This is a genomic window from Stenotrophomonas sp. YJH_SMC_73, from assembly GCF_059370155.1.
Genome location: NZ_JCAFTJ010000008.1, coordinates 187538 through 206009, shown reverse-complemented (window position 1 = coordinate 206009; position 18472 = coordinate 187538). Strand labels below are relative to the sequence as shown.

Annotated in this window: 21 protein-coding genes and 1 riboswitch; of the genes, 7 read left to right on the top strand and 14 right to left on the bottom strand. The window is 66.1% G+C overall.

Annotated elements, in window-relative coordinates; translation table 11 throughout:
• Positions 1-9 precede the first annotated feature (9 nt).
• The 4 genes from AC5P8R_RS14870 to AC5P8R_RS14855 all read right to left on the bottom strand — a co-directional run bounded on the left by AC5P8R_RS14870 (position 10) and on the right by AC5P8R_RS14855 (position 2786).
• Positions 10-384 (bottom strand): hypothetical protein, encoded by a 375-nt coding sequence (locus AC5P8R_RS14870; RefSeq protein WP_049441737.1) that lies wholly within the window; start codon positions 382-384, stop codon positions 10-12.
• 486 nt (positions 385-870) lie between these two features.
• On the bottom strand, positions 871-1902 hold the full coding sequence (gene arsB, locus AC5P8R_RS14865) for an ACR3 family arsenite efflux transporter (protein WP_014645509.1): 1032 nt from the start codon (positions 1900-1902) through the stop codon (positions 871-873).
• A 13-nt stretch (positions 1903-1915) separates the two neighbouring features.
• Positions 1916-2419, bottom strand: coding sequence for an arsenate reductase ArsC (locus tag AC5P8R_RS14860; protein ID WP_014645510.1), 504 nt, complete (start codon positions 2417-2419; stop codon positions 1916-1918).
• Between the two features lie 37 nt (positions 2420-2456).
• Positions 2457-2786 carry an ArsR/SmtB family transcription factor gene (locus AC5P8R_RS14855; protein ID WP_329768260.1) on the bottom strand — a complete coding sequence of 110 codons (330 nt, stop codon included), beginning with the start codon at positions 2784-2786 and terminating at the stop codon, positions 2457-2459.
• Between the two features lie 17 nt (positions 2787-2803).
• Here AC5P8R_RS14855 and arsH point away from each other — a divergent pair, with 17 nt between their 5' ends.
• Complete coding sequence (gene arsH / locus AC5P8R_RS14850; RefSeq protein ID WP_049441739.1) at positions 2804-3532, top strand: arsenical resistance protein ArsH; 729 nt, start codon at positions 2804-2806, stop codon at positions 3530-3532.
• 28 nt (positions 3533-3560) lie between these two features.
• Here arsH and AC5P8R_RS14845 read toward each other — a convergent pair whose 3' ends face one another.
• The 4 genes from AC5P8R_RS14845 to AC5P8R_RS14830 all read right to left on the bottom strand — a co-directional run bounded on the left by AC5P8R_RS14845 (position 3561) and on the right by AC5P8R_RS14830 (position 6434).
• On the bottom strand, positions 3561-3893 hold the full coding sequence (locus AC5P8R_RS14845; RefSeq protein WP_227864434.1) for a hypothetical protein: 333 nt from the start codon (positions 3891-3893) through the stop codon (positions 3561-3563).
• A 197-nt stretch (positions 3894-4090) separates the two neighbouring features.
• The gene (locus AC5P8R_RS14840; RefSeq protein WP_014645514.1) at positions 4091-4777 is read right to left on the bottom strand and encodes a L,D-transpeptidase; all 687 of its coding nucleotides are present in this window, start codon (positions 4775-4777) and stop codon (positions 4091-4093) included.
• A 168-nt stretch (positions 4778-4945) separates the two neighbouring features.
• On the bottom strand, positions 4946-5218 hold the full coding sequence (locus tag AC5P8R_RS14835; protein WP_010487149.1) for a hypothetical protein: 273 nt from the start codon (positions 5216-5218) through the stop codon (positions 4946-4948).
• Positions 5219-5429: 211 nt separating this feature from the next.
• Positions 5430-6434 (bottom strand): DUF2268 domain-containing putative Zn-dependent protease, encoded by a 1005-nt coding sequence (locus tag AC5P8R_RS14830; protein ID WP_495223587.1) that lies wholly within the window; start codon positions 6432-6434, stop codon positions 5430-5432.
• Between the two features lie 161 nt (positions 6435-6595).
• Here AC5P8R_RS14830 and AC5P8R_RS14825 point away from each other — a divergent pair, with 161 nt between their 5' ends.
• From AC5P8R_RS14825 to AC5P8R_RS14800, 6 genes are all read left to right on the top strand, one after another.
• Positions 6596-7171: an OmpO family porin gene (locus AC5P8R_RS14825; RefSeq protein ID WP_005411880.1), complete on the top strand. Its 576-nt coding sequence runs from the start codon at positions 6596-6598 to the stop codon at positions 7169-7171.
• 129 nt (positions 7172-7300) lie between these two features.
• Positions 7301-8068 (top strand): helix-turn-helix transcriptional regulator, encoded by a 768-nt coding sequence (locus tag AC5P8R_RS14820; protein ID WP_046427864.1) that lies wholly within the window; start codon positions 7301-7303, stop codon positions 8066-8068.
• A gap of 68 nt (positions 8069-8136) precedes the next feature.
• Entirely contained in the window at positions 8137-8505 is a 369-nt protein-coding gene (locus AC5P8R_RS14815; protein WP_495223586.1) for a VOC family protein, read from the top strand.
• Between the two features lie 123 nt (positions 8506-8628).
• Positions 8629-9603: a Dyp-type peroxidase gene (locus tag AC5P8R_RS14810; protein WP_495223585.1), complete on the top strand. Its 975-nt coding sequence runs from the start codon at positions 8629-8631 to the stop codon at positions 9601-9603.
• 69 nt (positions 9604-9672) lie between these two features.
• A complete protein-coding gene (locus tag AC5P8R_RS14805) occupies positions 9673-9978 on the top strand; it encodes a hypothetical protein (protein WP_227864432.1) in 306 nt (101 codons plus the stop codon).
• A gap of 119 nt (positions 9979-10097) precedes the next feature.
• Positions 10098-10514, top strand: a complete 417-nt coding sequence (locus AC5P8R_RS14800) for a hypothetical protein (protein WP_495223584.1) — start codon at positions 10098-10100, stop codon at positions 10512-10514.
• A 106-nt stretch (positions 10515-10620) separates the two neighbouring features.
• Here AC5P8R_RS14800 and pnuC read toward each other — a convergent pair whose 3' ends face one another.
• The 6 genes from pnuC to AC5P8R_RS14770 form a co-directional block, all read right to left on the bottom strand.
• Positions 10621-11190 (bottom strand): nicotinamide riboside transporter PnuC, encoded by a 570-nt coding sequence (gene pnuC, locus AC5P8R_RS14795; protein WP_495223583.1) that lies wholly within the window; start codon positions 11188-11190, stop codon positions 10621-10623.
• Between the two features lie 8 nt (positions 11191-11198).
• Entirely contained in the window at positions 11199-13388 is a 2190-nt protein-coding gene (locus AC5P8R_RS14790; protein ID WP_495223582.1) for a TonB-dependent receptor, read from the bottom strand.
• A 70-nt stretch (positions 13389-13458) separates the two neighbouring features.
• Positions 13459-13554: riboswitch (TPP riboswitch) on the bottom strand.
• A gap of 98 nt (positions 13555-13652) precedes the next feature.
• A complete protein-coding gene (locus AC5P8R_RS14785) occupies positions 13653-14777 on the bottom strand; it encodes a phosphotransferase enzyme family protein (RefSeq protein ID WP_495223581.1) in 1125 nt (374 codons plus the stop codon).
• A 121-nt stretch (positions 14778-14898) separates the two neighbouring features.
• Positions 14899-15306 (bottom strand): glycine zipper 2TM domain-containing protein, encoded by a 408-nt coding sequence (locus tag AC5P8R_RS14780; RefSeq protein WP_014645533.1) that lies wholly within the window; start codon positions 15304-15306, stop codon positions 14899-14901.
• 247 nt (positions 15307-15553) lie between these two features.
• A complete protein-coding gene (locus AC5P8R_RS14775) occupies positions 15554-17542 on the bottom strand; it encodes an XVIPCD domain-containing protein (protein ID WP_495223580.1) in 1989 nt (662 codons plus the stop codon).
• Between the two features lie 112 nt (positions 17543-17654).
• A complete protein-coding gene (locus AC5P8R_RS14770; protein ID WP_014645535.1) occupies positions 17655-18425 on the bottom strand; it encodes a hypothetical protein in 771 nt (256 codons plus the stop codon).
• Positions 18426-18472 lie beyond the last annotated feature (47 nt).

Sequence of the window (18472 nt, the reverse complement as noted above, 5' to 3'; positions counted from 1 at the left end):
GTGCCCGCCTCATCCTTCCGGCTGCATGCGCGCGCTGGCCTGTGCGTTCATGGTCAGACACGCCAGGATCAGCCCTTCCATCACCCGGTCGCCCACGTACTCGGCCTCCGTGCCGTTCTGACGCACGCGCTCGGCCGCCAGCAGCAGCTCCAGCGTCACGCGTTGGCCGGCCAGTGCACAGTCCGCATCGGCCAGCGCCATGCAGCGGCCCGGCATCTGATGACGCTCTGGCCAGGGCTGGCCGTCGGCGGCCGCGCCTTTGCCGATGCGGTGAAGCGTGGCGATGAAGGCATTCGGATCGGTCGCAGCCGCGTGCTCTGGCGGCCCACCGCCAGTGGCGGATGAGCGATGCGGATGCAGGCGTGGGAAGTCCGGTGATGTCATGGCAGTGCCCCGTGCAGGACAGACGGTAGCCGCCACGCAAAGGTGGCGGGCGGAGACGTGGCTCGAAAACCGGGACAGTGCGTACAAGGCCGGCAGGCACAAGGCCTCCACGCTCCGCCCGCCATAGTCGGCAGACGAATTGCCCGCCGGCGCCACACTGGGTGACGCCGACGGGCAGGCGCATACAACGTACGCATTGCCACGGGTTTTCGAGGCCCGGCCACCTTTTTCCGGTGGCACGCCATCTGTACCGCCGTCGCTGCGAAACGCCAATCAGACGAGTTGCAAACAGCGTTCGATCAAAGACGCTTTCAGCATTCTTGCATGCTGTTAAGTCGTCGCAGACGCAGGCGCCGCAACGGCCGTAGCAGCATGGGGAATATGCGACATGGTTCGAACTTGATGACAGGGATATGGGTACCCCACCAAGCCGATGACGACAGTGCGGAGCGAAGAACGTAAATCGAACTCGCCCCACTCTGGTTGTCAGCGCTCTTGGGGTCTTTCGTACCAGGCCTGAGTACGGTTGACGATGCGCACCACGGACAGCATGACCGGCACCTCGATCAGCACGCCCACCACCGTCGCCAGCGCCGCCCCGGAATGCACGCCGAACAGTCCCACCGCAGTCGCCACCGCCAGTTCGAAGAAGTTGCTGGCACCAATAAGCGCTGACGGGCCGGCCACGCAATGTGCCACGCCCAGCCGACGGTTGAGCAGGTAGGCCAGGCCCGAGGTGAAATAGACCTGGATCAGGATCGGCACGGCAATTAGCGCGATTACCAGCGGTTGCTTCACGATCTGCTGGCCCTGGAACCCGAACAGCACCACCAGCGTCAGCAGCAGCGCGGACAGGGACAGCGGCCCCAACCTTCGAAGCGTGAGTTGCAGGCCCGCCTCGCCGCTGCGCAAAAGGATCCAGTGCCGCAGCAGTGCAGCAGCCAGCACCGGCACCACGATGTAGAGACCAACGGACAGCAACAGCGTATCCCACGGTACGGTGATCGCCGACAGGCCGAGCAGCAGTGCAACCACCGGCGCGTAGGCAACCACCATGATCGCGTCGTTCAACGCCACCTGGCTCAGGGTGAAGTTGGCATCACCGCGGCACAGGTTGCTCCACACGAACACCATGGCGGTGCAGGGTGCGGCTGCCAGCAGGATCAGCCCGGCGATGTAGCTGTCGATCTGTGCTGCGGGCAACCAGTCGGCGAAGGCATGGCGCAGGAACAGCCAGCCCAGCAGCGCCATCGAGAACGGCTTGACCGCCCAGTTGATGAACAGCGTCACCCCGATACCCTTCCAGTGCTGCTGCAGCTGGCGCATCGCGCGGAAGTCGACCTTCAGCAGCATCGGGATGATCATCAGCCAGATCAGCACCGCAACCGGCAGATTGACCTTGGCCACTTCGGCGGACGCCAGCACCGCGAAGGCACCGGGCAGGACGTGGCCCAGCAGCGTGCCCATCGCAATGCACAGCACAACCCACAGCGTCAGGTGTCGCTCGAACAGACTCATGGCAGTGGCACCGTCACTGCGCGCCGTCGGTCGGCAACAGCTGGCCGATCCGGTCCAGCGCGTGCTGCAGCGCTTCGCGTTCGGACCACACCGATTCGGGCAGTGCGAGCAGCGCACCCAGGCGGGTTTTCACGATGGCATGGGCCAGCGCGAAGGCTGCGGCCTTGTCGGCATCGCTGCCTGCCACGGCGGCCGGATCGGGCAGGCCCCAATGGCTGCGGATGAAGTCACCGAACACCACTGGGCAAGCTTCGGCAGCGGCCGCATCACACACGGTGATGACAAGGTCCATGGGCGCTGCATCCACGAACTCGTCCCATGATTTGCTGCGCAGCCCTTCAACGGGCATTCCTTCGGCATGCAGTTGTGCCAGCGCGAACGGATTGACCTGGCCGGTGGGCTGGCTGCCCGCACTGAATGCCCTGAAGCGATCGCTGTCCCAGGCGCGCAGGGTGGCTTCAGCCAGCACGCTGCGCGCGCTGTTGCCGGTGCAGAGGAACAGGACATTGCGGGTCATGTGGCAATCGCTTCGATGGGGTGGGTCGTGTGCGGTATCAGCACTTGCAGGCGGGTTCGGCGGGGACGCACTGGTTGCTGGGTGAGCCCGTGCAACAGTTGTGCGTGAGGTACTCGATCAAGCCGTTCATGGCATCGAAGTTGGCGCGGTAGCAGACGTGGCGGCCCTGGTTCTCGCTCTCCACCAGCCCGGCCTGCACCAGCTCCTTCAGGTGGAAGCTGAGCGTGGCCGGCGGCACCTGCAGGGCCGTAGCGATGTCGCCCGCCATGCGCCCTGCCGGGCCGGCCTCCACCAGCAGGCGGAAGGCAGCCAGGCGGGTGGCATGACCGAGGGCGGTCAGGGCGGAGATTGCATTCGATGTTTCCATGTTTCTAGAATAATCGAATGAATGAGCCAATCACAAGCCTGGACCTGCCCAACCTGGTGGAATCGTCATTGCCCCAGCCCAATCATCACCAGCTCGCCGCGGCAGATCTGGGGCCGCCACGCATCCTCCTGCTCTACGGCTCGCTGCGGCCCCAGTCGTTCAGCCGCAAGCTGGCGCTGGAAGCCGAGCGACTGCTGCGCCATCTGGGGTGCGAAACCCGGGTGTTCGATCCGCATGCGCTGCCGATGCTGGACAGCGTGGACCCGCACCACCCTGAAGTGCAGCGACTGCGCGAATGGTCGCAGTGGTCGGAAGGCCAGGTATGGGTCAGCCCCGAGCGGCATGGCACGGTCACCGGCGTGTTCAAGAACCAGATCGACTGGTTGCCGCTGGAAGATGGCAGCGTGCGGCCCACGCAGGGCAGGACGTTGGCGGTGATGCAGGTGAGCGGCGGCTCGCAGTCGTTCAACACGGTCAACGCGTTGCGCGTGCTTGGTCGTTGGATGCGCATGCTGACCATCCCCAACCAGTCGTCGGTGGCCAAGGCCTGGCAGGAATTCGATGACGACGGCCGGATGAAGCCCTCGCCGTACTACGATCGGGTGGTGGATGTGATGGAAGAGCTGGTGAAGTTCACGCTGCTGACGCGGGGCCGGTCGGACTACCTGGTAGACCGTTACAGCGAGCGGAAGGGCGACGCCCACGCCGCGGCATTGGCGCGGGCTGCAGAGGCTACGGCTTCCTGATCCTCATTGGTGCCGATGTGAGGCACGCTCACCCAAGCAGCCTCTTCACCCTTGAAGCTGCAAGGCGGATGATCACCACATAGGCCAGCAACATGCCGGTGCCGATGCCCATTACTTCGATTTCCCAGTTGCGGCGGTAGGGAGAAGGGCCCATGAAGGCCCACGCCAGAAGCACCGCCGCAATCAGCAAGGCGCTGCGATTGGCCTTCGAAATGAGCGCATCTTCGGTCGCGTGCCCCATGTTCGGATCCCAGGAACCGAGCAGCCACCCCAAGCCACGCAGGTAGTCGCGCGCCACGAAGAACAGGAAGACGAATACGCCTCCCATCGTGCTCAGCAGAAACTGGAAGAGTGGGTCCACCGGCGGCCTCATGGACGAGGCAGACATTGCCTCGCAGGATCGTCTACGGGCGCAGTATGCCAGCGTGCCGGGCCTCGGGGGCACCACGCCTCACACGCAGGCGACTCTCCATGAGCAGACTGTGCATCGCAGCCGCCCGGCGGGCGGGCATGGCCCGGGCATGTGCCCACAACGCCCAGGGCGGACGCACAAACGCACTACTCGCCAGCGTGCTGTGCGGTCTTCTTTTGGTTGCCATCTGTGACGGCACGGCTCTGCGCGAACTCCGGGAACGTCTTCGCGATCGAATCCTTGTCCGGCAGGATGTAGAACACACCGCCCTTCTCGAACGTGGACTGCACGATCTGCTCGTAGAACGCGGGCGAGACATTGATGCAGCCGTGGGTGACGCGGTTGTCGTCCGGCGAGGGCGATGCCAACCGCTCGGCGCGCTTTTCCTTCGGGCTGCCCGGCGGCAGCGGGTGCATCGACACGGCGGAATCGTAGTCCACCCACAGCACGCGTCCGGCATCGTCGGACGGGCCGTAACCGCCAATGAAGCGGCCGGCAGGCGTGGTGCGGTCGTGGCCGGGAATCGCGCTCAGTGCGAGCTTGGCGACGCCCGGTGCGGAATGGTCGCCGATCGCCGACCCAAACAGCGCCGGTGCGGCGCCGCGCAGCTTGCCGTCACCGCCGAAGACCAGAACCTGCGCCGCCGCCTTGTCCATGACCGCAAACGGATAGCCCTGGTTGTCCTTGCTGGCGACCACCCAGCCGGCCAGCTCGATCACTGTCTCGGACACGCTCTGGTCGGGCGGAAGTTCATCAACGGCGGCGACCGATGGTGCAGGTGCGTCCTTGTCCCTGGCGTTGGCTACGCCGCTGCACGCAACGGCCAGTGCCATGGCCAGGGAGGCATGGAGGGCGCGGCGTGAAGGGGAGGGGGAAGTACGAATGGGACGGCTCCTTGCAATGCAATCGTGGGTGGAAGGATGCCAGTGGCCGGCGAAGGCCACTGGGTCCCCGATACACCCGATACAGAGGTGGATCAATTCAAAACGGTGAGGGAGCGATTACCCGCGCGGCTTGCGGCCGGCAGGTGCCCTTTCAAGCTGCTGCACGCGACCTTCGATCTGGTCCAGGCGCTGATTGGCCTGCTGTGCGGACTGGTTGGCGGACTCCGCGCTCTGCGCAGCGCCCTGCACCTTGACGTCGAGCTGATCGAGACGCGAGTTGATGGTTGCAAACTCGTTCTTGTATGACGCGCAGGCGCCAAGGCTTACGGTGGCGATGAGCGCTACAGCAAGTGCGCGGGCCGTCTTCATGTGTTGCGGGTTCAGGTTCATTGCACTCCCTCCTTCGTCTGGGGAAGCTGGAATATAGCGGCGTTTGTTCCCGCTGCTACCAAGCGCTTTCAGCTGGAATTTGAATACGTGGATGCACTGTGAAGCCCGCTTCTGACCGTGCATTAACAAGCGGGATCAGGCGAGCTGATCTACGTCGGCGGCGTGCCTTGTGCCTGTTCAAGGTCGCCAATTCATCAGTATGAAGCGGCTCTCACAGCACTTGCGTTTCCACGCCTTTGGCAGCAGTGCAGGCAGGCGTCCATCCACTCGCCTCGAACACGGTCGCGGCGGTGTCGGGCCGCACATCCAGCAGCGTGGCGATGGCCCTGGTCCTGTCTGGCGCGCGGGAAACATAGCTGCGCGCGATGCGGTAGCCGACCCAGTATCCGAGATCTCCACGTCGTGCTTCATCGCCGGGGCCGTTGTACAGCCACTTCGAAAGATCGGTGCCCCCACTGTCCTGTACGAACGCGCGCTCCAGCGCACATTCGCGGCCCTGGGCCCAGCGACGCAGATGCGCGTTGGCCGGTTGCCCCGAGATCAGTTCACCCACGTACTCGGCGCCGCCTTCAAGCAACGTCTGATAGAGCAGGGTGGGCTGCGCGACATCGACGCTCGCACCGGGCTGTTGCACGTGCACGTACTCATGGGCGATCAGGTGCACGAAACGATCGCCGACGTCAGGCTGCATCCAGTCGGCGTTGCACAGTGCTTCCAGTCCGATCACCACACCATCTTCGGTGGTGACGCCGCCGCTGTTACCCCGCCCGACCAGCACGGTGACCGGAGGAAAACGTGCAGTGGGGAGCAGCGTGCCCAACCGATCGAGTGCGTCGGCAACCCGCGCGCGGATCGCCGGCAATGCCGCTGCACAGGTCCGCGCCTTGGCGAACAACGCCGGCTTGTCCTGGATGGCCCTGGCCAAACGTTCCATTGATCCGATGCGGCTGTCGGTGAAGCTGCGCAATGCCTCCGTGCCGGTGTCCAGATAGCCGCGCTGCAGGTCTTCGGCACTGGGTTTTCCTCCAGTGGCATCCAGCACGCTGAAGAAACGCGTGACATCGTCTGTCTGTACCACGATGCGTGCAGAAGGTCGGGCGCGCTCGGCCGCGTTGGCTGGCAGCTGCATCATCGGCAGGGCGACGAGGAGCAGCACCCGCACCGCGCGGCGCGCATGGGGCGGAAACAGCAGTGATGCGACGGACGCGTGCGGCATGTGGAGTTCCCTGAACGCCAGCCTTATTTATACACCAGTCAGTTCAATATTCAGGGTCGATTAGACCCCCTAACGGATAATTCACACCTGTCGACCGCCTCCTCTCTCTCCCCCTCCCGGGAGGCGGCCGACGAAACCAAAATAATTAAAGGTCTGTCCCGATGAACAAGAATTCGCTGCTCGCCCTGGGTCTCCTGGCTGCCCTGCCGTTCGCTGCATCGGCAACCGACGGCCTGTCGTACAACTACGTTGAAGGCGGCTACGTGAACACCGATGCCAAGGGCGGCGACGCCGATGGCTGGAAGGTGAAGGGTTCCGTGGCGGTGCACCCGAACTTCCACATCTTCGGCGACTACAGCGCGCAGGAGACCGACAAGTTCAAGAATGACGTCGACCAGTGGCGCATCGGTGCCGGCTACAACTACGGCATCGCACCGAACACCGACCTGGTGGCCCGCGTTGCGTACCAGAAGTTCGACATGAAGCATGGCCTGGACTTCAACGGCTACTCGACCGAAGTCGGCGTGCGCACCGCGTTCAACCCGTACGTGGAAGGCTACGTGATGGCCGGCTACGAGGACTACACCAAGAAGCACGGCATCAACCCGGACGGCGAGTTCTACGGCCGTGTCGGCGCCACCGCCAAGTTCAACCAGAACTGGGGCCTGAGCGGCGAAGTGAAGCTGGCCAAGGCCGGCGACCGCGAGTGGTTCGTGGGCCCGCGCTTCACCTGGTAACAAACGCCTGTCGTTAGTGCGTGTTGTGCTGGCGTGTGACTCTCTCTCTCTCTCTCTCCCACACGCCAACCGAAGCCCGGCCTCGCGCCGGGCTTCACTTTTATGGGCCGCGTGGCGCCACAATGCGGCATGGGCGACCCTTCCTCTCTTGCAGGCACCGGCACGACCTACCAGGAACATCTGACGCCTGCGCCGCTGCGCGGCCACTTTGGCCAGCTGTGGCAGAGCCAGCTTCCTGCCGATGCCGATGGGCACATCACCGTATTGCCCGATGGCTGCGTGGATATCCTCTGGCGCGACGGTGCGCTGTTCGTCGTCGGCCCGGACCGTGTGGCCGCGCACCCGGCGCTGGCACCCGGTGCGCAGGTGCTGGGCGCACGCTTCCGCCCCGGCCAGGCATTGGCCGCGCTGGGCCTGCCTTTGGCCGGGATCATCGGCCAGGCCGTGCCACTGGCTGATCTGAAGGGCGCGTGGGCGAACAAGGCGGCGGCCTCCATCGGCGACACCGCGCCTGCACAGCGCCTGCAGCGAATGGCGCACTGCCTGCAACAGCACATGGGTGCGGCCGCGCTCGATACGCCGGCGCAGCGCGCCCATGTCCTGTTCCAAGCGCTCGCCGCGGGTAATGCCACGCTGGATACGCTGGCGGCGCAGTTGGGCCTGAGCCCGCGCAGCCTGCGGCGTTTCAGCCAGTCGCAGTTCGGCTACGGCGCCAAGACGCTGGAGCGGATCCTGCGGCTGCAACGTTTCCTGCGCCAGAGTCGCGCGCTGCCACAGCATTCGTTGGCGATGCTGGCCGCTGATGCCGGCTATGCCGACCAGGCCCATCTCAGCCGCGAGGCGCGCGAGCTGACTGGCATGACCGCCAGCGAGCTGCGCCTGGAGTGGGGACAATGATGGCCGTTTTGTTCAAGACCGCCGTGCCGCGCTGACCGAAGCTGGGGTTCCAATCACGGAGCAACCTCATGAGCCACGAAGCTACCCACGAAGCCGAACGCCGCATCGACAACATCGAATTCAACGTCGCCGACATCGCCCGCAGCAAACGCTTCTACGGCGAGGTGTTCGGCTGGCAGTTCACCGACTATGGTCCGTCCTACACCGAGTTCGACGATGGCCGGCTGAAGGGCGGCTTCGTGTCTGACGCGCCGTTGTGTGCTCACGGAGGACCGCTGGTGATCCTGTACTGCGCGGACCTGGCCGACGCACAGCAGCGCGTGGTCGCCGCCGGTGGCGAAGTGGTGCAGGCGGTGTTCGCCTTCCCCGGAGGCCGCCGCTTCCACTTCCGCGATCTGGATGGCTACGAACTGGCGGTCTGGAGTGATGTGGACTGAGGTCTTCGTACCTTCGCTGGTGGACGGAACGAGAACCGCTCCGTCCCCGGTCAGGCGGTTCCGCTATGATCGCCGGCACATCGCCACGGGCGATGCACCCGTCTGAAGCCAGCAGGAACTGCCGTGAATTCCCAGCCCGCACCGATCACCGCCCTCAACCACACGCTCGACAACGAGCCGCAGCAGATCACTGCGCCGCTCACCCATTCGGCGGCGTTCCTGGTGCTGAGGGTGAAGGATGACGAGGCGTCGATCGCCAAGGCGCGCGAGGTGCTGGCCAGCACCGATGATCTGATCAAGAACACCGCCATCCGCGAGATCGAGCGCACGTTTACCTGCAACGTGGCCATCGGCCATCGCGTGTGGCAGCCGCTGGTGGGCACCACGCCGCCGCGCGAGCTGAAGCCGTTCCGCGAGATCAAGGGCGCGACCCACACCGCCGTGTCCACGCCCGGTGACCTGCTGTACCACATCCGCGCACGCACCATGGACCTGATCGTGGCGTTCGAGCGCAACCTGCTGATGGCCTTCGGTGACGCGGTGGAAACGGTCGATGATGTCGCCGGTTTCCGCTACTTCGATGGCCGCGACCTGCTCGACTTCGTCGATGGCACGGCCAATCCAGAAGGGCTGTCGCTGCCGGAAGCCACGATCGTGGGTGACGAGGACCCGGAACATGCCGGCGGCAGTTACGTGGTGGTGCAGAAGTACCTGCACAACCTCGATGCCTGGCGCGCGCAGAAGACCGAGGCGCAGGAGGCGATCATCGGCCGTACCAAGCACGACAACATCGAGCTGGACGATGCGCCGGCCGATGCACAGAAATCGCACAAGACGCTGTGCACCATCGAGGACGCCGACGGCGAGCACGAGATCCTGCGTGACAACATGCCGTTCGCCAACCCGGGCCGCGGCGAGTACGGCACCTACTTCATCGGCTACACGCGCCGCCTTTGGGTGATCGAGAGGATGCTCGAGCGCATGTTCATCGGCAATCCCGCACCGCTGCACGACCGCATCCTCGATTTCTCCACCGCCACCACCGGCGTGACCTTCTTTGCGCCCTCGCGCAAGGTGCTGGCCGACCTGGGCGAGTGATCAACGCACGCGTATGCATCTGGAGGACGTATGTCTGTCTTGAGAGCCCCATTCCTGGCGGCATTGTTCATGGGCATCGCCGGCTGCTCGACAGCACCTGGTCTGCTTGAACAAGCGCCCGAGTCATTTGGTTCTTCGAAATCGGTACAGCAGGTTACCGTTTGCCTGTCCCAGACATGGACACAACGCAACAAGGTCGTGCGCGTGCTGCCCACCGAATCCGGGCAGCGCATTGTCATCGACAACCCTGTGAACCATGGGGTGATTGCCATTGTCGAGCTTGCCCCTGTCCCGACTGGTACGTCTGCACGCTACTGGAAGGGTGCAGGCCTCACCGGCTGGACACGTGATGATCTGAAGGCCTGCCTGGACTGATCGAAGGCAATCCCTCGCAATCGGGCAAGCTCGAAGCGCCGGGCCATCACCGGCCGCCATCCGCCTGTCATCTAGGGCGCCGACCATGGCGCGCTGGATGGGAGTGCAGGAGGCAGGCGATGGTGTCAGCAAACAGGACCGGCCTACGCCGCTGGTGGCGGCGTCTGGCTGCGGTGTTCGGCGCGTTGGCACTGGGGAGTGCCAGCGTTTCCGCGCAGGAAGCCCCTGCGCACTGGATGGCCTACGCCGCCGCCGTGGGAGGCCAGCTGCAGCAGCGCCTGCAGCAGGAGCATGATCCGCAGGCACAGCGCGTGCTGGAATGGCTGCAGGCACACGCTGACACGCCGACGCCGCTACCGGTGAGCGTTTGGATCGCGGCGGATGGCCGTATTTCGAAACTGGAATTCGACAGCCTGGGCGATGCCCAGGTCGACGCCGACCTGCGCGCGACGCTGCAGGCCGCGCCGTTGCAGGCGGCACCGCCGGCCGACATGCGCCAGCCGCTGCGCCTGGGCCTGTTGCTGGAGCCGAAGTAGATCCACGCCATGCGTGGATGTGGTGGGTAGATGCCGACCTTGGTCGGCAGGCGCGCAACAACCCAGGTTGGCGACTACCGGTAGCCCGGCCGCGCATGGCGTGGCGCTACCGCGTTGCCACCTGCGGTTCACGCGCGGCGGCGCTCCATGCGCGCAGGCCGAACACGGCCAGGCCGAGGAAGAACACGTACAGTGCCGCGGTCACGTGCAGCGACTTGAACAGGTACGCACCCACATAGACCACGTCCACCGCGATCCACACCCACCAGCAGGCCACGTGGCGGCGCGCCTGCCACCACTGGCCGACCAGGCTCAGCGTGGTCAGCATCGCGTCCAGCCAGGGCAGCGCGGCATCGGTGAAGGTGTGCATGGCCGCACCCAGCGCCACGCCACCACACAGGCCGATGGCCAGGTCGCGCAGCAGCGTGCCGCGCGCCAGCGGCACGATGCGGATGCTGCCCTCATCGGCGGCATGCTGCCGCCAGTTGAGCCAGCCGTAGACCAGGAAGCCACCGAAGGCGACCTGCAGCAGGGTATCCGAGTACAGCTTGGCCTCGGCGAACACCAGCCCGTACAGCGCCACCGACAGCAGGCCCACCGGCCACGCCGCCAGCCGGCGCCGGGCCATCAGCCAGACGCCGAGGATGCTGCACAGTGCGGCGGTCCACTCCAGCATCACGCCGCTCACAGCGCGAACGTCACCGACAGGCGGGCCTGTCGCGGTGCGCCGGGGAACAGGTAGTAGTCACCACCGCTGCTGCCGGTATCGCGCCAGTAGAAGCGGTTGAACAGGTTGTCCACCGACAGGTTCCAGGTCACCGCGCGCTCGCGCAGGCGGTGCTGGAAACGCAGGCCGGCATCGAACACCGAATAGTCCGGTGCGCGCACGCCGCCGTCGGCGCGCGCCACGTTGGCGCCGGCATAGCGCCAGCCGCCGGTGACATCCAGGCCCTGCACGAACGGCAGCGCGTAGGCCACGTGCACGCTGGCGCGTACCTTCGGCACGTTCACCAGCTGATGGCCTTCATAGGCCGGCGTGCCGGTGTCGCGCGCGCGCGCCTGCAGCACGCTGGCGCTGGCCACGATCTGCAGCGCATCGGTCAGCTGCCCGTTGGCGGTCAGCTCCAGGCCGGTGTGGGTCTGCGTGCCTTCCTCGACGAAGGTGTAGCCGACGTCGCTGCTGTCGGGCTTGGCGTACTGGTACGGCTGCGAGATGCGGAACACGGCTGCGCCCAGCGTCAGCGCCTCGACCGGCACGTACTTCACGCCTACTTCCAGCTGCCGCGACTGTACCGACGGCAGGAAGGTGTCGGCATTGCTGGTCCAGAACGGTGCTTCCTGGCCCAGCGAAATGCCACGCACATAGCTGGCATAGGCGTTGAGCTGGTCGGTGGCCTTCCACACCACCGCGGTCTGCGGCAGGAACCGCGACAGGCGGCTGTGCCGCTGCGGAACGCCACGCTTGTCATAGGCACGCTCGTCCAGGCGCACGAAGCGGCCACCGGCGAGCCATTGCCAATCATCACCGAAGGTCATCCGATCCAGCGCGAAGAACGCGGTCTGGCGGTTGTCCAGGCGCCGTGCGGATGGGCCCGGCATCTTCGGCGACGGCTCGAATACCGGCACCGGTGCGTCGTGGATGTGGGTGGTGCCGACGTACTCGTTGACGCTCGGGCGCTTGTCCACGGTGCGGCGGAAGTAGTCGGCACCGAGGGTCAGCTCATGGCCGACGCTGCCGGTCTCGAAGCGGCCACGCAGCTCGGCACGGGCCTGCTGGTTGCGGCGGGTGTCGTCCGGGCTGCGGTAGTCGTAGATATCGTAGTCGCCGTTGGGCGCGAAGTAGTTGCCTGGCACGCTGCCATCGGCGCACTGCACGGCGTAGTAGCAGCCGTAGGCGAAGGCGACGTTGTCATCGATCACCGAGCGGCTGTGCCCAACCGACACGCGCGACTGCCAGGCGTCATTGAAATCGTAGGTGTGCAGCGCGGTGATGTTGGTGCTGGCAATATCCACCGGGCGCTGCCACGGCTGGTAGCCGAGCAGGTGCTCGCGGTCGACACCGCGCGGCAGTTCGCGTGCGCCCAGCAGCTGGTAGCCGGACACCGAACGCTGCGAGCTGGTCTGGTAGTTGGCATCCACTTCCAGCTTGCCGCGTTCGCCGATCAGCCAGTCGGCGGCCAGCGAGTAGAAGTTGCGGCGGCCATCGGCGTGCTCGACATAGGAATTGCTGGAGTCCCATGCGGCATTCAGGCGCAGGCCGAAACGCGGGGTGATCCAGTGGCCGACATCGACGGCGACGTAGCGTGAGCCTTCCGAATCGGTGCCGAGCGTGGCGGTGCGTACTTCAGCCGGGCGCTTGCCGATGTAGTTGATGATCCCGCCCGGCGCCATCACCCCTGCCGCCAGGCCGGCTTCACCCTTGAGGATCTCGACCGACTGCACGTTCTCCAGCGCCAGGCGTTGCTCGCCGGCGATGGACAGCCCGTTGAAGCGGTAGCCGGTGGCGGCGTCCAGCGCGAAGCCGCGGATGGCGATGTTCTGGTAGTAGCCCACAGGTGCATACGCATCACCCAGCGAGGCATCGTTGCTGGCCAGCTCGGACAGCGAACGTACCTGGCGACGTTCGAGATAGTCGCGCTCGAGCACGTTCACCGAAGCCGGCGTGTCCTTCCACGAACCGCCGCCGAAGGCATTCACGCGCGAGGTATCGGCCTTCGGCTTGCCGGCCTCCACGCGCACCGCCGCCAGTTCGGTCGGCGAGCGTTCGGCACCAGTGGCAGCCGCATCGGTGGTGGCCTCGGCCTCGCTGGCATGCAGCGGCAGCGCGGCGCAGAGGGCGAGTGAGAGCAGGGTGGGGCGCAGGCAGCGGTTCATTCGGTTCGTCTTCGGACAACAAGGGAGACGAAGCGACGGCGCGCAGGTGCACCGGCCCATGATGGGGGTGTGGCTGCGGCTCAAAGCTCCCTACGCCGGTGCAAACCGGATCAGGTTCCAAGGGACTCTCTCAGCCTGGCAGATCCAGGCACCCCCGCTTCAGGTGACCATTTCACTACAAATGGTACGGATTTGCGAGCGCCAGCCGGGGTCAGATCCCTTTCCTGCGGAAAGGGATCTGACCGCAACGCTGCGTCAACCGGATCACGCGACGGCGTGTAGGGCCTGCAGCAGTGCCCGTCCCGGCGCGCTGTGGAACCACGCCGGATGGCCCAGCATGAAGGGCTGCCAGGCCACGTCGGCATTCGCGGTTGAGCGGGTGACACCTTCGAAGTACTCCACTTCGGACAGTGCGAAGTCGAAATGGACCATTGGCAGCAGGTCGGCCAGCAGGTGCACGCGTGCCGCCGACAACGGCAGCACCTCGCGGTAGCCGTCGAGCAGGGCCAGCGCGATATCGATGCGCACTGCCTCCATGCCGCGCTCCAGTTCCAGCCACGCCACTGCGTTGCGCTCGATCGCGGTGGCGAGGTCGAACAGCGCGCTGGTGGGCGACGCCAGGCCGAAATCCAGCACGGTGCTGACCTCGCCGTTGCGCCACAGCAGGTTGGAGACATGCCAGTCGTTGTGCGCCCACAGCCGGGGCTCGGCGCGCAGGCGCTCGGCCAGGCCGGCGTTCCACGGCAGCACGTCGCGCTGCAGCTGTGCTTCCCATGGAATGCGCGCGAGATAGCGTGCCAGCCCGGGACGTTCATCCAGTCCTGCCTTGATGGCGGCGATCGGATCGTCGGCACGGATCAGGTCGTCGCGCGCCACCAGCAGATGGGTGCTGCGCTGGGGCGCGTGGTAGCTGGCGGCGGCACGGTGCAGCTGTGCGAGCGTGCGCCCTGCTTCGCGGGCCTGCGCGACATCGGTCAACAGCGACCACGACACCGCGTCGCGATACAGGTCGTCGCCCACGCCGACATCGTGCAGTTCAAACGTCCATTCGCCGTGTTCGACCGCAGTGTGGCCATCGGTGGCCGGCAGCACCTGCACCACTGGCACGCCGGCGGCGGCGAGATGGGCGATGAAGTGGTGTTCTTCTTCCAGACAGGCCGCGCTGCGCACGCTGTGGTGGTGGCGCTTGATGAATACCGGTGCGCGCGTGCCATTGACGATGGCGGCGGCAGACAGCGGCCGCGGGCTGTGCCAGCGCGGTTGGCTGTGCCCGCCCAGCTGCGGGTAACGCGTACTCAGCCACGCGATGTCCGCCGCGCTGATCGGTGGCCAGTCGGCAGCGACCTCGTCGTTGTTGAGGCCCTGCACGCGGTGGGAGGAAGACGTCATGCCACAGTCCGATCGGGAAAGTCACATCCAAGGCTGCGCATTCAACGCCATGCGCGTGGCCAACGCAAACGGGCGGGTCATCGACCCGCCCGTCTCCGCGTCATCGGTATGTCGGCGTTGCTTACCAGCCGCGATGGCGGCCGCGGTCGTGGTAGTAGCGGTTGTCGTAGTAGCGCTCACGCTGCCAGCGGCGGTCATCGCCACGGTCGTAGTAGCCACTGCGGTAGTAGCCACGGTCGTAACGGCGATCGTAGCGGTCGTCGTAACGGCGATTGTCGTAGTAACGGCGGTCGCGGCGGTCGGAGGTGGTCAGGTTGCCGATCGCGCCGCCGGCCACGGCACCGCCGACGGTGGCCGCAGGGTCGCCGTTGGACAGCAGGTTGCCGGCCACGCCACCGACCACGGCGCCGACCAGGGTGCGCTTGTCCTTCCTCGACATCGCGCTGGCATCGCTGACCACGGCGACACCGGCAACCAGTGCCAGGGCCATCGCCAGACCACGGAAGCTGAGTGTGGAAGTACTGAGCATGTTCGGTTCTCCTGTGAGGTGCATGCCACGCTGGGCAGGGAGGGCGCGGGGCGCCCCGGCTGCCGTGGAGACCACGCTGGCGTTCCAACATTGCCGGAACATTGCCTGGCCTACCGGGCGGCTTGCGCATTCATCTAGCGGCAGGCGGCATGAAGCAAGGCTGAAAGTGGCTTTTACCGCTCAGCTGGCAGAAAGGGAAAGGGCCGCGCATGGCGCGGCCCCTCCCGGTCTGCAAGGCGCTGCGGGCTCAGACGCCCATGGCCTTCTGCGCCTGGCGGGTCTGTTCCTGCTGCGCGTCCTGCTGCTGGTGCAGCACGTTCGGCGCGCCCTGCACCGCGCCGCTGCTGAGCGCCATGCTCTGCTCGCTGGCGGTGCGGGTTTCCACCGCAACGCGGCTGGCCGCCGGGTCACCGACCGTGCCCTGCACGGCGAACAGGCGCTCACCGTTCGGGCTGGGCACCACCGCGTCGATGCGCTGCAGGCCGGCGGCATGCGCCTCCCTGGTCAGGGCCGCTGCGGCGCTTTCCAGCGCGTGACGGTCCTTGAAGGTGCCCGCCGGCATCCGTTCCAGGCCTTCGGTGGCCTGCAGGTACATCGGATTGCGCGGGTGCCGCTCGTCGTTCAGCAGCGGGCGCTCGCGGGCCTCCTTGATCGCATCCAGCGTCTTCGCACCGACGATGCCGTCGGCAACCAGCCCGTTGTCCTTCTGCAGCTGGCGTACCGCCGCTTCGGTATTGCGGCCGAAGCGGCCGTCCTCGGCCAGCGGCTTGCCGTCGGCCCCGGCATAGCCGAGGTGGCCCAGCTGCTCCTGCACCTTGCGCACGCCCTCGCTGTGCGCGCCCGGCTTGTACAGCTCGGCGTGCGGGGCGGCAGCGGCCTTGTGTTCGGCCGCAGGCTTGCCCTGGGTCTGCTCATGCGATTGGGTGCGGCTTTCCAGCAGGTCGCGCGCCTTGGACAACGGGTCCGACGCGAACAGCTTCCAGTGCGGGTGGTCCTTCACCTGCTTGAGGTAATCCTCCACCGGCATGGTGTGCACGCCCTTGCTGCCGGTGGACTGGCTGATCAGCAGCTTGTCGGTGTTCGGGTCGCGCACCACCATCACGATGTGGTCGATGCCATTCCAGTGCTCGTGGCGGGTCCTGGCCGTATCCAGGCCGATGACCATGCCTTCCTTCAGCGCACCGGGCTTGAGGATGGCGTCGCGCTCGAGCAGCACGCCGGACTGTTCGACGGCCTTGTGCACGATGCCGCCGGAACCGAGGTTGCCCAGGTCGATGCGGTCGGCCTTGCTGAAGACAGCGTGCCCGGCCTTCTGGTTGATCTCGTCCATGGTCCGGTTCTGCAGGGTGCCGACCCAGCCGGAGCAATCGATGTAGCCCTGGTCCACGTTCTTGCCGGTCTTGCCCGGCACGTACAGCGCGTGGCCCGGGATGTTGATGGCGTACTTCACATCGTCGTACTTCACGCCAGCGTCGTACGCGGCGTGCAGTTCGATGCCCGGCTTCGGCGCAGCAGGAGCCGTTGCGGTCGCCGCCAGCGTGGCCGCAGCGGCACCCACTGCGGCGGTCTGCGCAGGTGTGCCTGGAGCCTGGGCCTGGCCCGGTGCCACGGTCTGCGGCGTGATGTGCTTTTCCGGGATGCTGATCGCTGCGTACTTGTGGATGTAGTAGCTGGAGAAGGTCCGCGCCAGGTCGCCGTCGTTCATGCCACGCATTTCGGCCAGGGTGTGGCCGGTCAGCGCCTTGGCATCGGACCCGATCTGGTTGAGCACGTTGCGGCGCATGTTGATCTCTTCGCCATGGCCGTTGCGGACCACGCCGAAGGTGCCGGTGGCGATCGCGGTCTGCACCGAGCCATAGCCGGCGCTGCCCTGCTGGTGGGCCAGGTACAGGTCCAGGCCGGTCGGCGTGTCGCCGCCGGACAGGTACGGGTGGCCGGTGCGCTCATTGCGGCGCGCCATCGAGTCCAGGTTGTCCTGGTACATCTGCGCGGCGGCTTCGGTGTTGCGGGTCGGGTCGAATTCGTGGCCGGTCAGGTGGTATTGGCGGGCCGAGCCGGGCACGAACTGGAACAGGCCTTTGGCGCCGGTCGAGGTGTTGTGGGCGCGCTCGTTGAAGGTGCCGCCGGTCTCGATGTGCGCGAAGCGCATGAAGTCATCGACCGGGATGCCCTTCTGCCGGGCGACCTGCTCGACGATGTCCAGGACTTCCTTTTTGCTGTAGTCATGCTGTGCCATGACGTTTTCCTCGGGGTTGATGGAGCGGCCGATGCCGCGAATCGCCAACCGGACTCATCCGTGAGTCAAGAACATGTCGGTCAACAGGTAACCCGCCTGCGGCGGATGGAAATCAGGGCGCGATGTACTGCTGGGCCTTGCTGTCGAAGCGGTAGTGCACGGTGTCGCCGGCACCCAGCGCGCGGGTCTTGCCCGGGGCTTCGATGGTGGTGCCCTTGAAGGTCACGGTCAGCTGCGGCAGGCCGTTGCCATCGGCCACGAAGGCCAGTTCGCCATCGCTGTCGGTGCACGGCATCACGTTGCCGTCGTCGCAGGCCGCGCTGTTGTCTTCGCCGGTGCGCACCGAGCCGACGTAGCGCCAGACCTTGCTGTCCAGGTCGTCCTCGCTGCGCTTGGGGTTGAACAGCAGCAGGGCGTAGCCGCTGCTGCTGATGCCGCGGTCGAAGCTGCTGGTCGGCACCGCCAGCAGCAGGCGGCCGTCGGCGGTGCGGTGTTCGATCGGCTTGCGCCGGGTATCGACGTCGTCGGCCTTGTCGTAGGCGCCGAGCGCACCGATGGTCCATTCCTGGCCACGGAACTTCCACGGCTTCTTCGCGTCGCCGCCGGCCAGTACGAAGGTGGCCTCGGCCAGATTGGCGCGGTCGTCGGGGCCGGCCGGCTGCTGTTCGCCCGGCTTGCCGTAATGCTCGCGGGTGTCCCAGGAAAAGCCGGTGTAGTAGGTGGTGCCGTCCAGGGTGAAGCGGTGGCCGAACCAGAAGGTCGCCACGCTGCCGTTCTGGACCTCATAGGACGTCGCACCGTCGCCATCCACCTGGTAGATGAAATACATCACGGTCGGCGCGTCGGGCGGGGTGACGGCGGCATCGGGGGAGGGGTTCTGCATCGGGGCAACATCCTGTCGGGGCGCTTTGGCAGCCTGCGCAGGCGCAG

Excerpts from the sequence above, each read along its gene's own strand:
- AC5P8R_RS14870 (WP_049441737.1), bottom strand. The coding sequence starts at position 384 with ATGACATCACCGGACTTCCCACGCCTGCATCCGCATCGCTCATCCGCC.
- arsB (WP_014645509.1), bottom strand. The coding sequence starts at position 1,902 with ATGAGTCTGTTCGAGCGACACCTGACGCTGTGGGTTGTGCTGTGCATT.
- AC5P8R_RS14860 (WP_014645510.1), bottom strand. The coding sequence starts at position 2,419 with ATGACCCGCAATGTCCTGTTCCTCTGCACCGGCAACAGCGCGCGCAGC.
- AC5P8R_RS14855 (WP_329768260.1), bottom strand. The coding sequence starts at position 2,786 with ATGGAAACATCGAATGCAATCTCCGCCCTGACCGCCCTCGGTCATGCC.
- arsH (WP_049441739.1), top strand. The coding sequence starts at position 2,804 with ATGAATGAGCCAATCACAAGCCTGGACCTGCCCAACCTGGTGGAATCG.
- AC5P8R_RS14840 (WP_014645514.1), bottom strand. The coding sequence starts at position 4,777 with ATGGCACTGGCCGTTGCGTGCAGCGGCGTAGCCAACGCCAGGGACAAG.
- AC5P8R_RS14835 (WP_010487149.1), bottom strand. The coding sequence starts at position 5,218 with ATGAACCTGAACCCGCAACACATGAAGACGGCCCGCGCACTTGCTGTA.
- AC5P8R_RS14830 (WP_495223587.1), bottom strand. The coding sequence starts at position 6,434 with ATGCCGCACGCGTCCGTCGCATCACTGCTGTTTCCGCCCCATGCGCGC.
- AC5P8R_RS14825 (WP_005411880.1), top strand. The coding sequence starts at position 6,596 with ATGAACAAGAATTCGCTGCTCGCCCTGGGTCTCCTGGCTGCCCTGCCG.
- AC5P8R_RS14820 (WP_046427864.1), top strand. The coding sequence starts at position 7,301 with ATGGGCGACCCTTCCTCTCTTGCAGGCACCGGCACGACCTACCAGGAA.
- AC5P8R_RS14815 (WP_495223586.1), top strand. The coding sequence starts at position 8,137 with ATGAGCCACGAAGCTACCCACGAAGCCGAACGCCGCATCGACAACATC.
- AC5P8R_RS14805 (WP_227864432.1), top strand. The coding sequence starts at position 9,673 with ATGGGCATCGCCGGCTGCTCGACAGCACCTGGTCTGCTTGAACAAGCG.
- AC5P8R_RS14800 (WP_495223584.1), top strand. The coding sequence starts at position 10,098 with ATGGTGTCAGCAAACAGGACCGGCCTACGCCGCTGGTGGCGGCGTCTG.
- pnuC (WP_495223583.1), bottom strand. The coding sequence starts at position 11,190 with ATGCTGGAGTGGACCGCCGCACTGTGCAGCATCCTCGGCGTCTGGCTG.
- AC5P8R_RS14790 (WP_495223582.1), bottom strand. The coding sequence starts at position 13,388 with ATGAACCGCTGCCTGCGCCCCACCCTGCTCTCACTCGCCCTCTGCGCC.
- AC5P8R_RS14785 (WP_495223581.1), bottom strand. The coding sequence starts at position 14,777 with ATGACGTCTTCCTCCCACCGCGTGCAGGGCCTCAACAACGACGAGGTC.
- AC5P8R_RS14780 (WP_014645533.1), bottom strand. The coding sequence starts at position 15,306 with ATGCTCAGTACTTCCACACTCAGCTTCCGTGGTCTGGCGATGGCCCTG.
- AC5P8R_RS14775 (WP_495223580.1), bottom strand. The coding sequence starts at position 17,542 with ATGGCACAGCATGACTACAGCAAAAAGGAAGTCCTGGACATCGTCGAG.
- AC5P8R_RS14770 (WP_014645535.1), bottom strand. The coding sequence starts at position 18,425 with ATGCAGAACCCCTCCCCCGATGCCGCCGTCACCCCGCCCGACGCGCCG.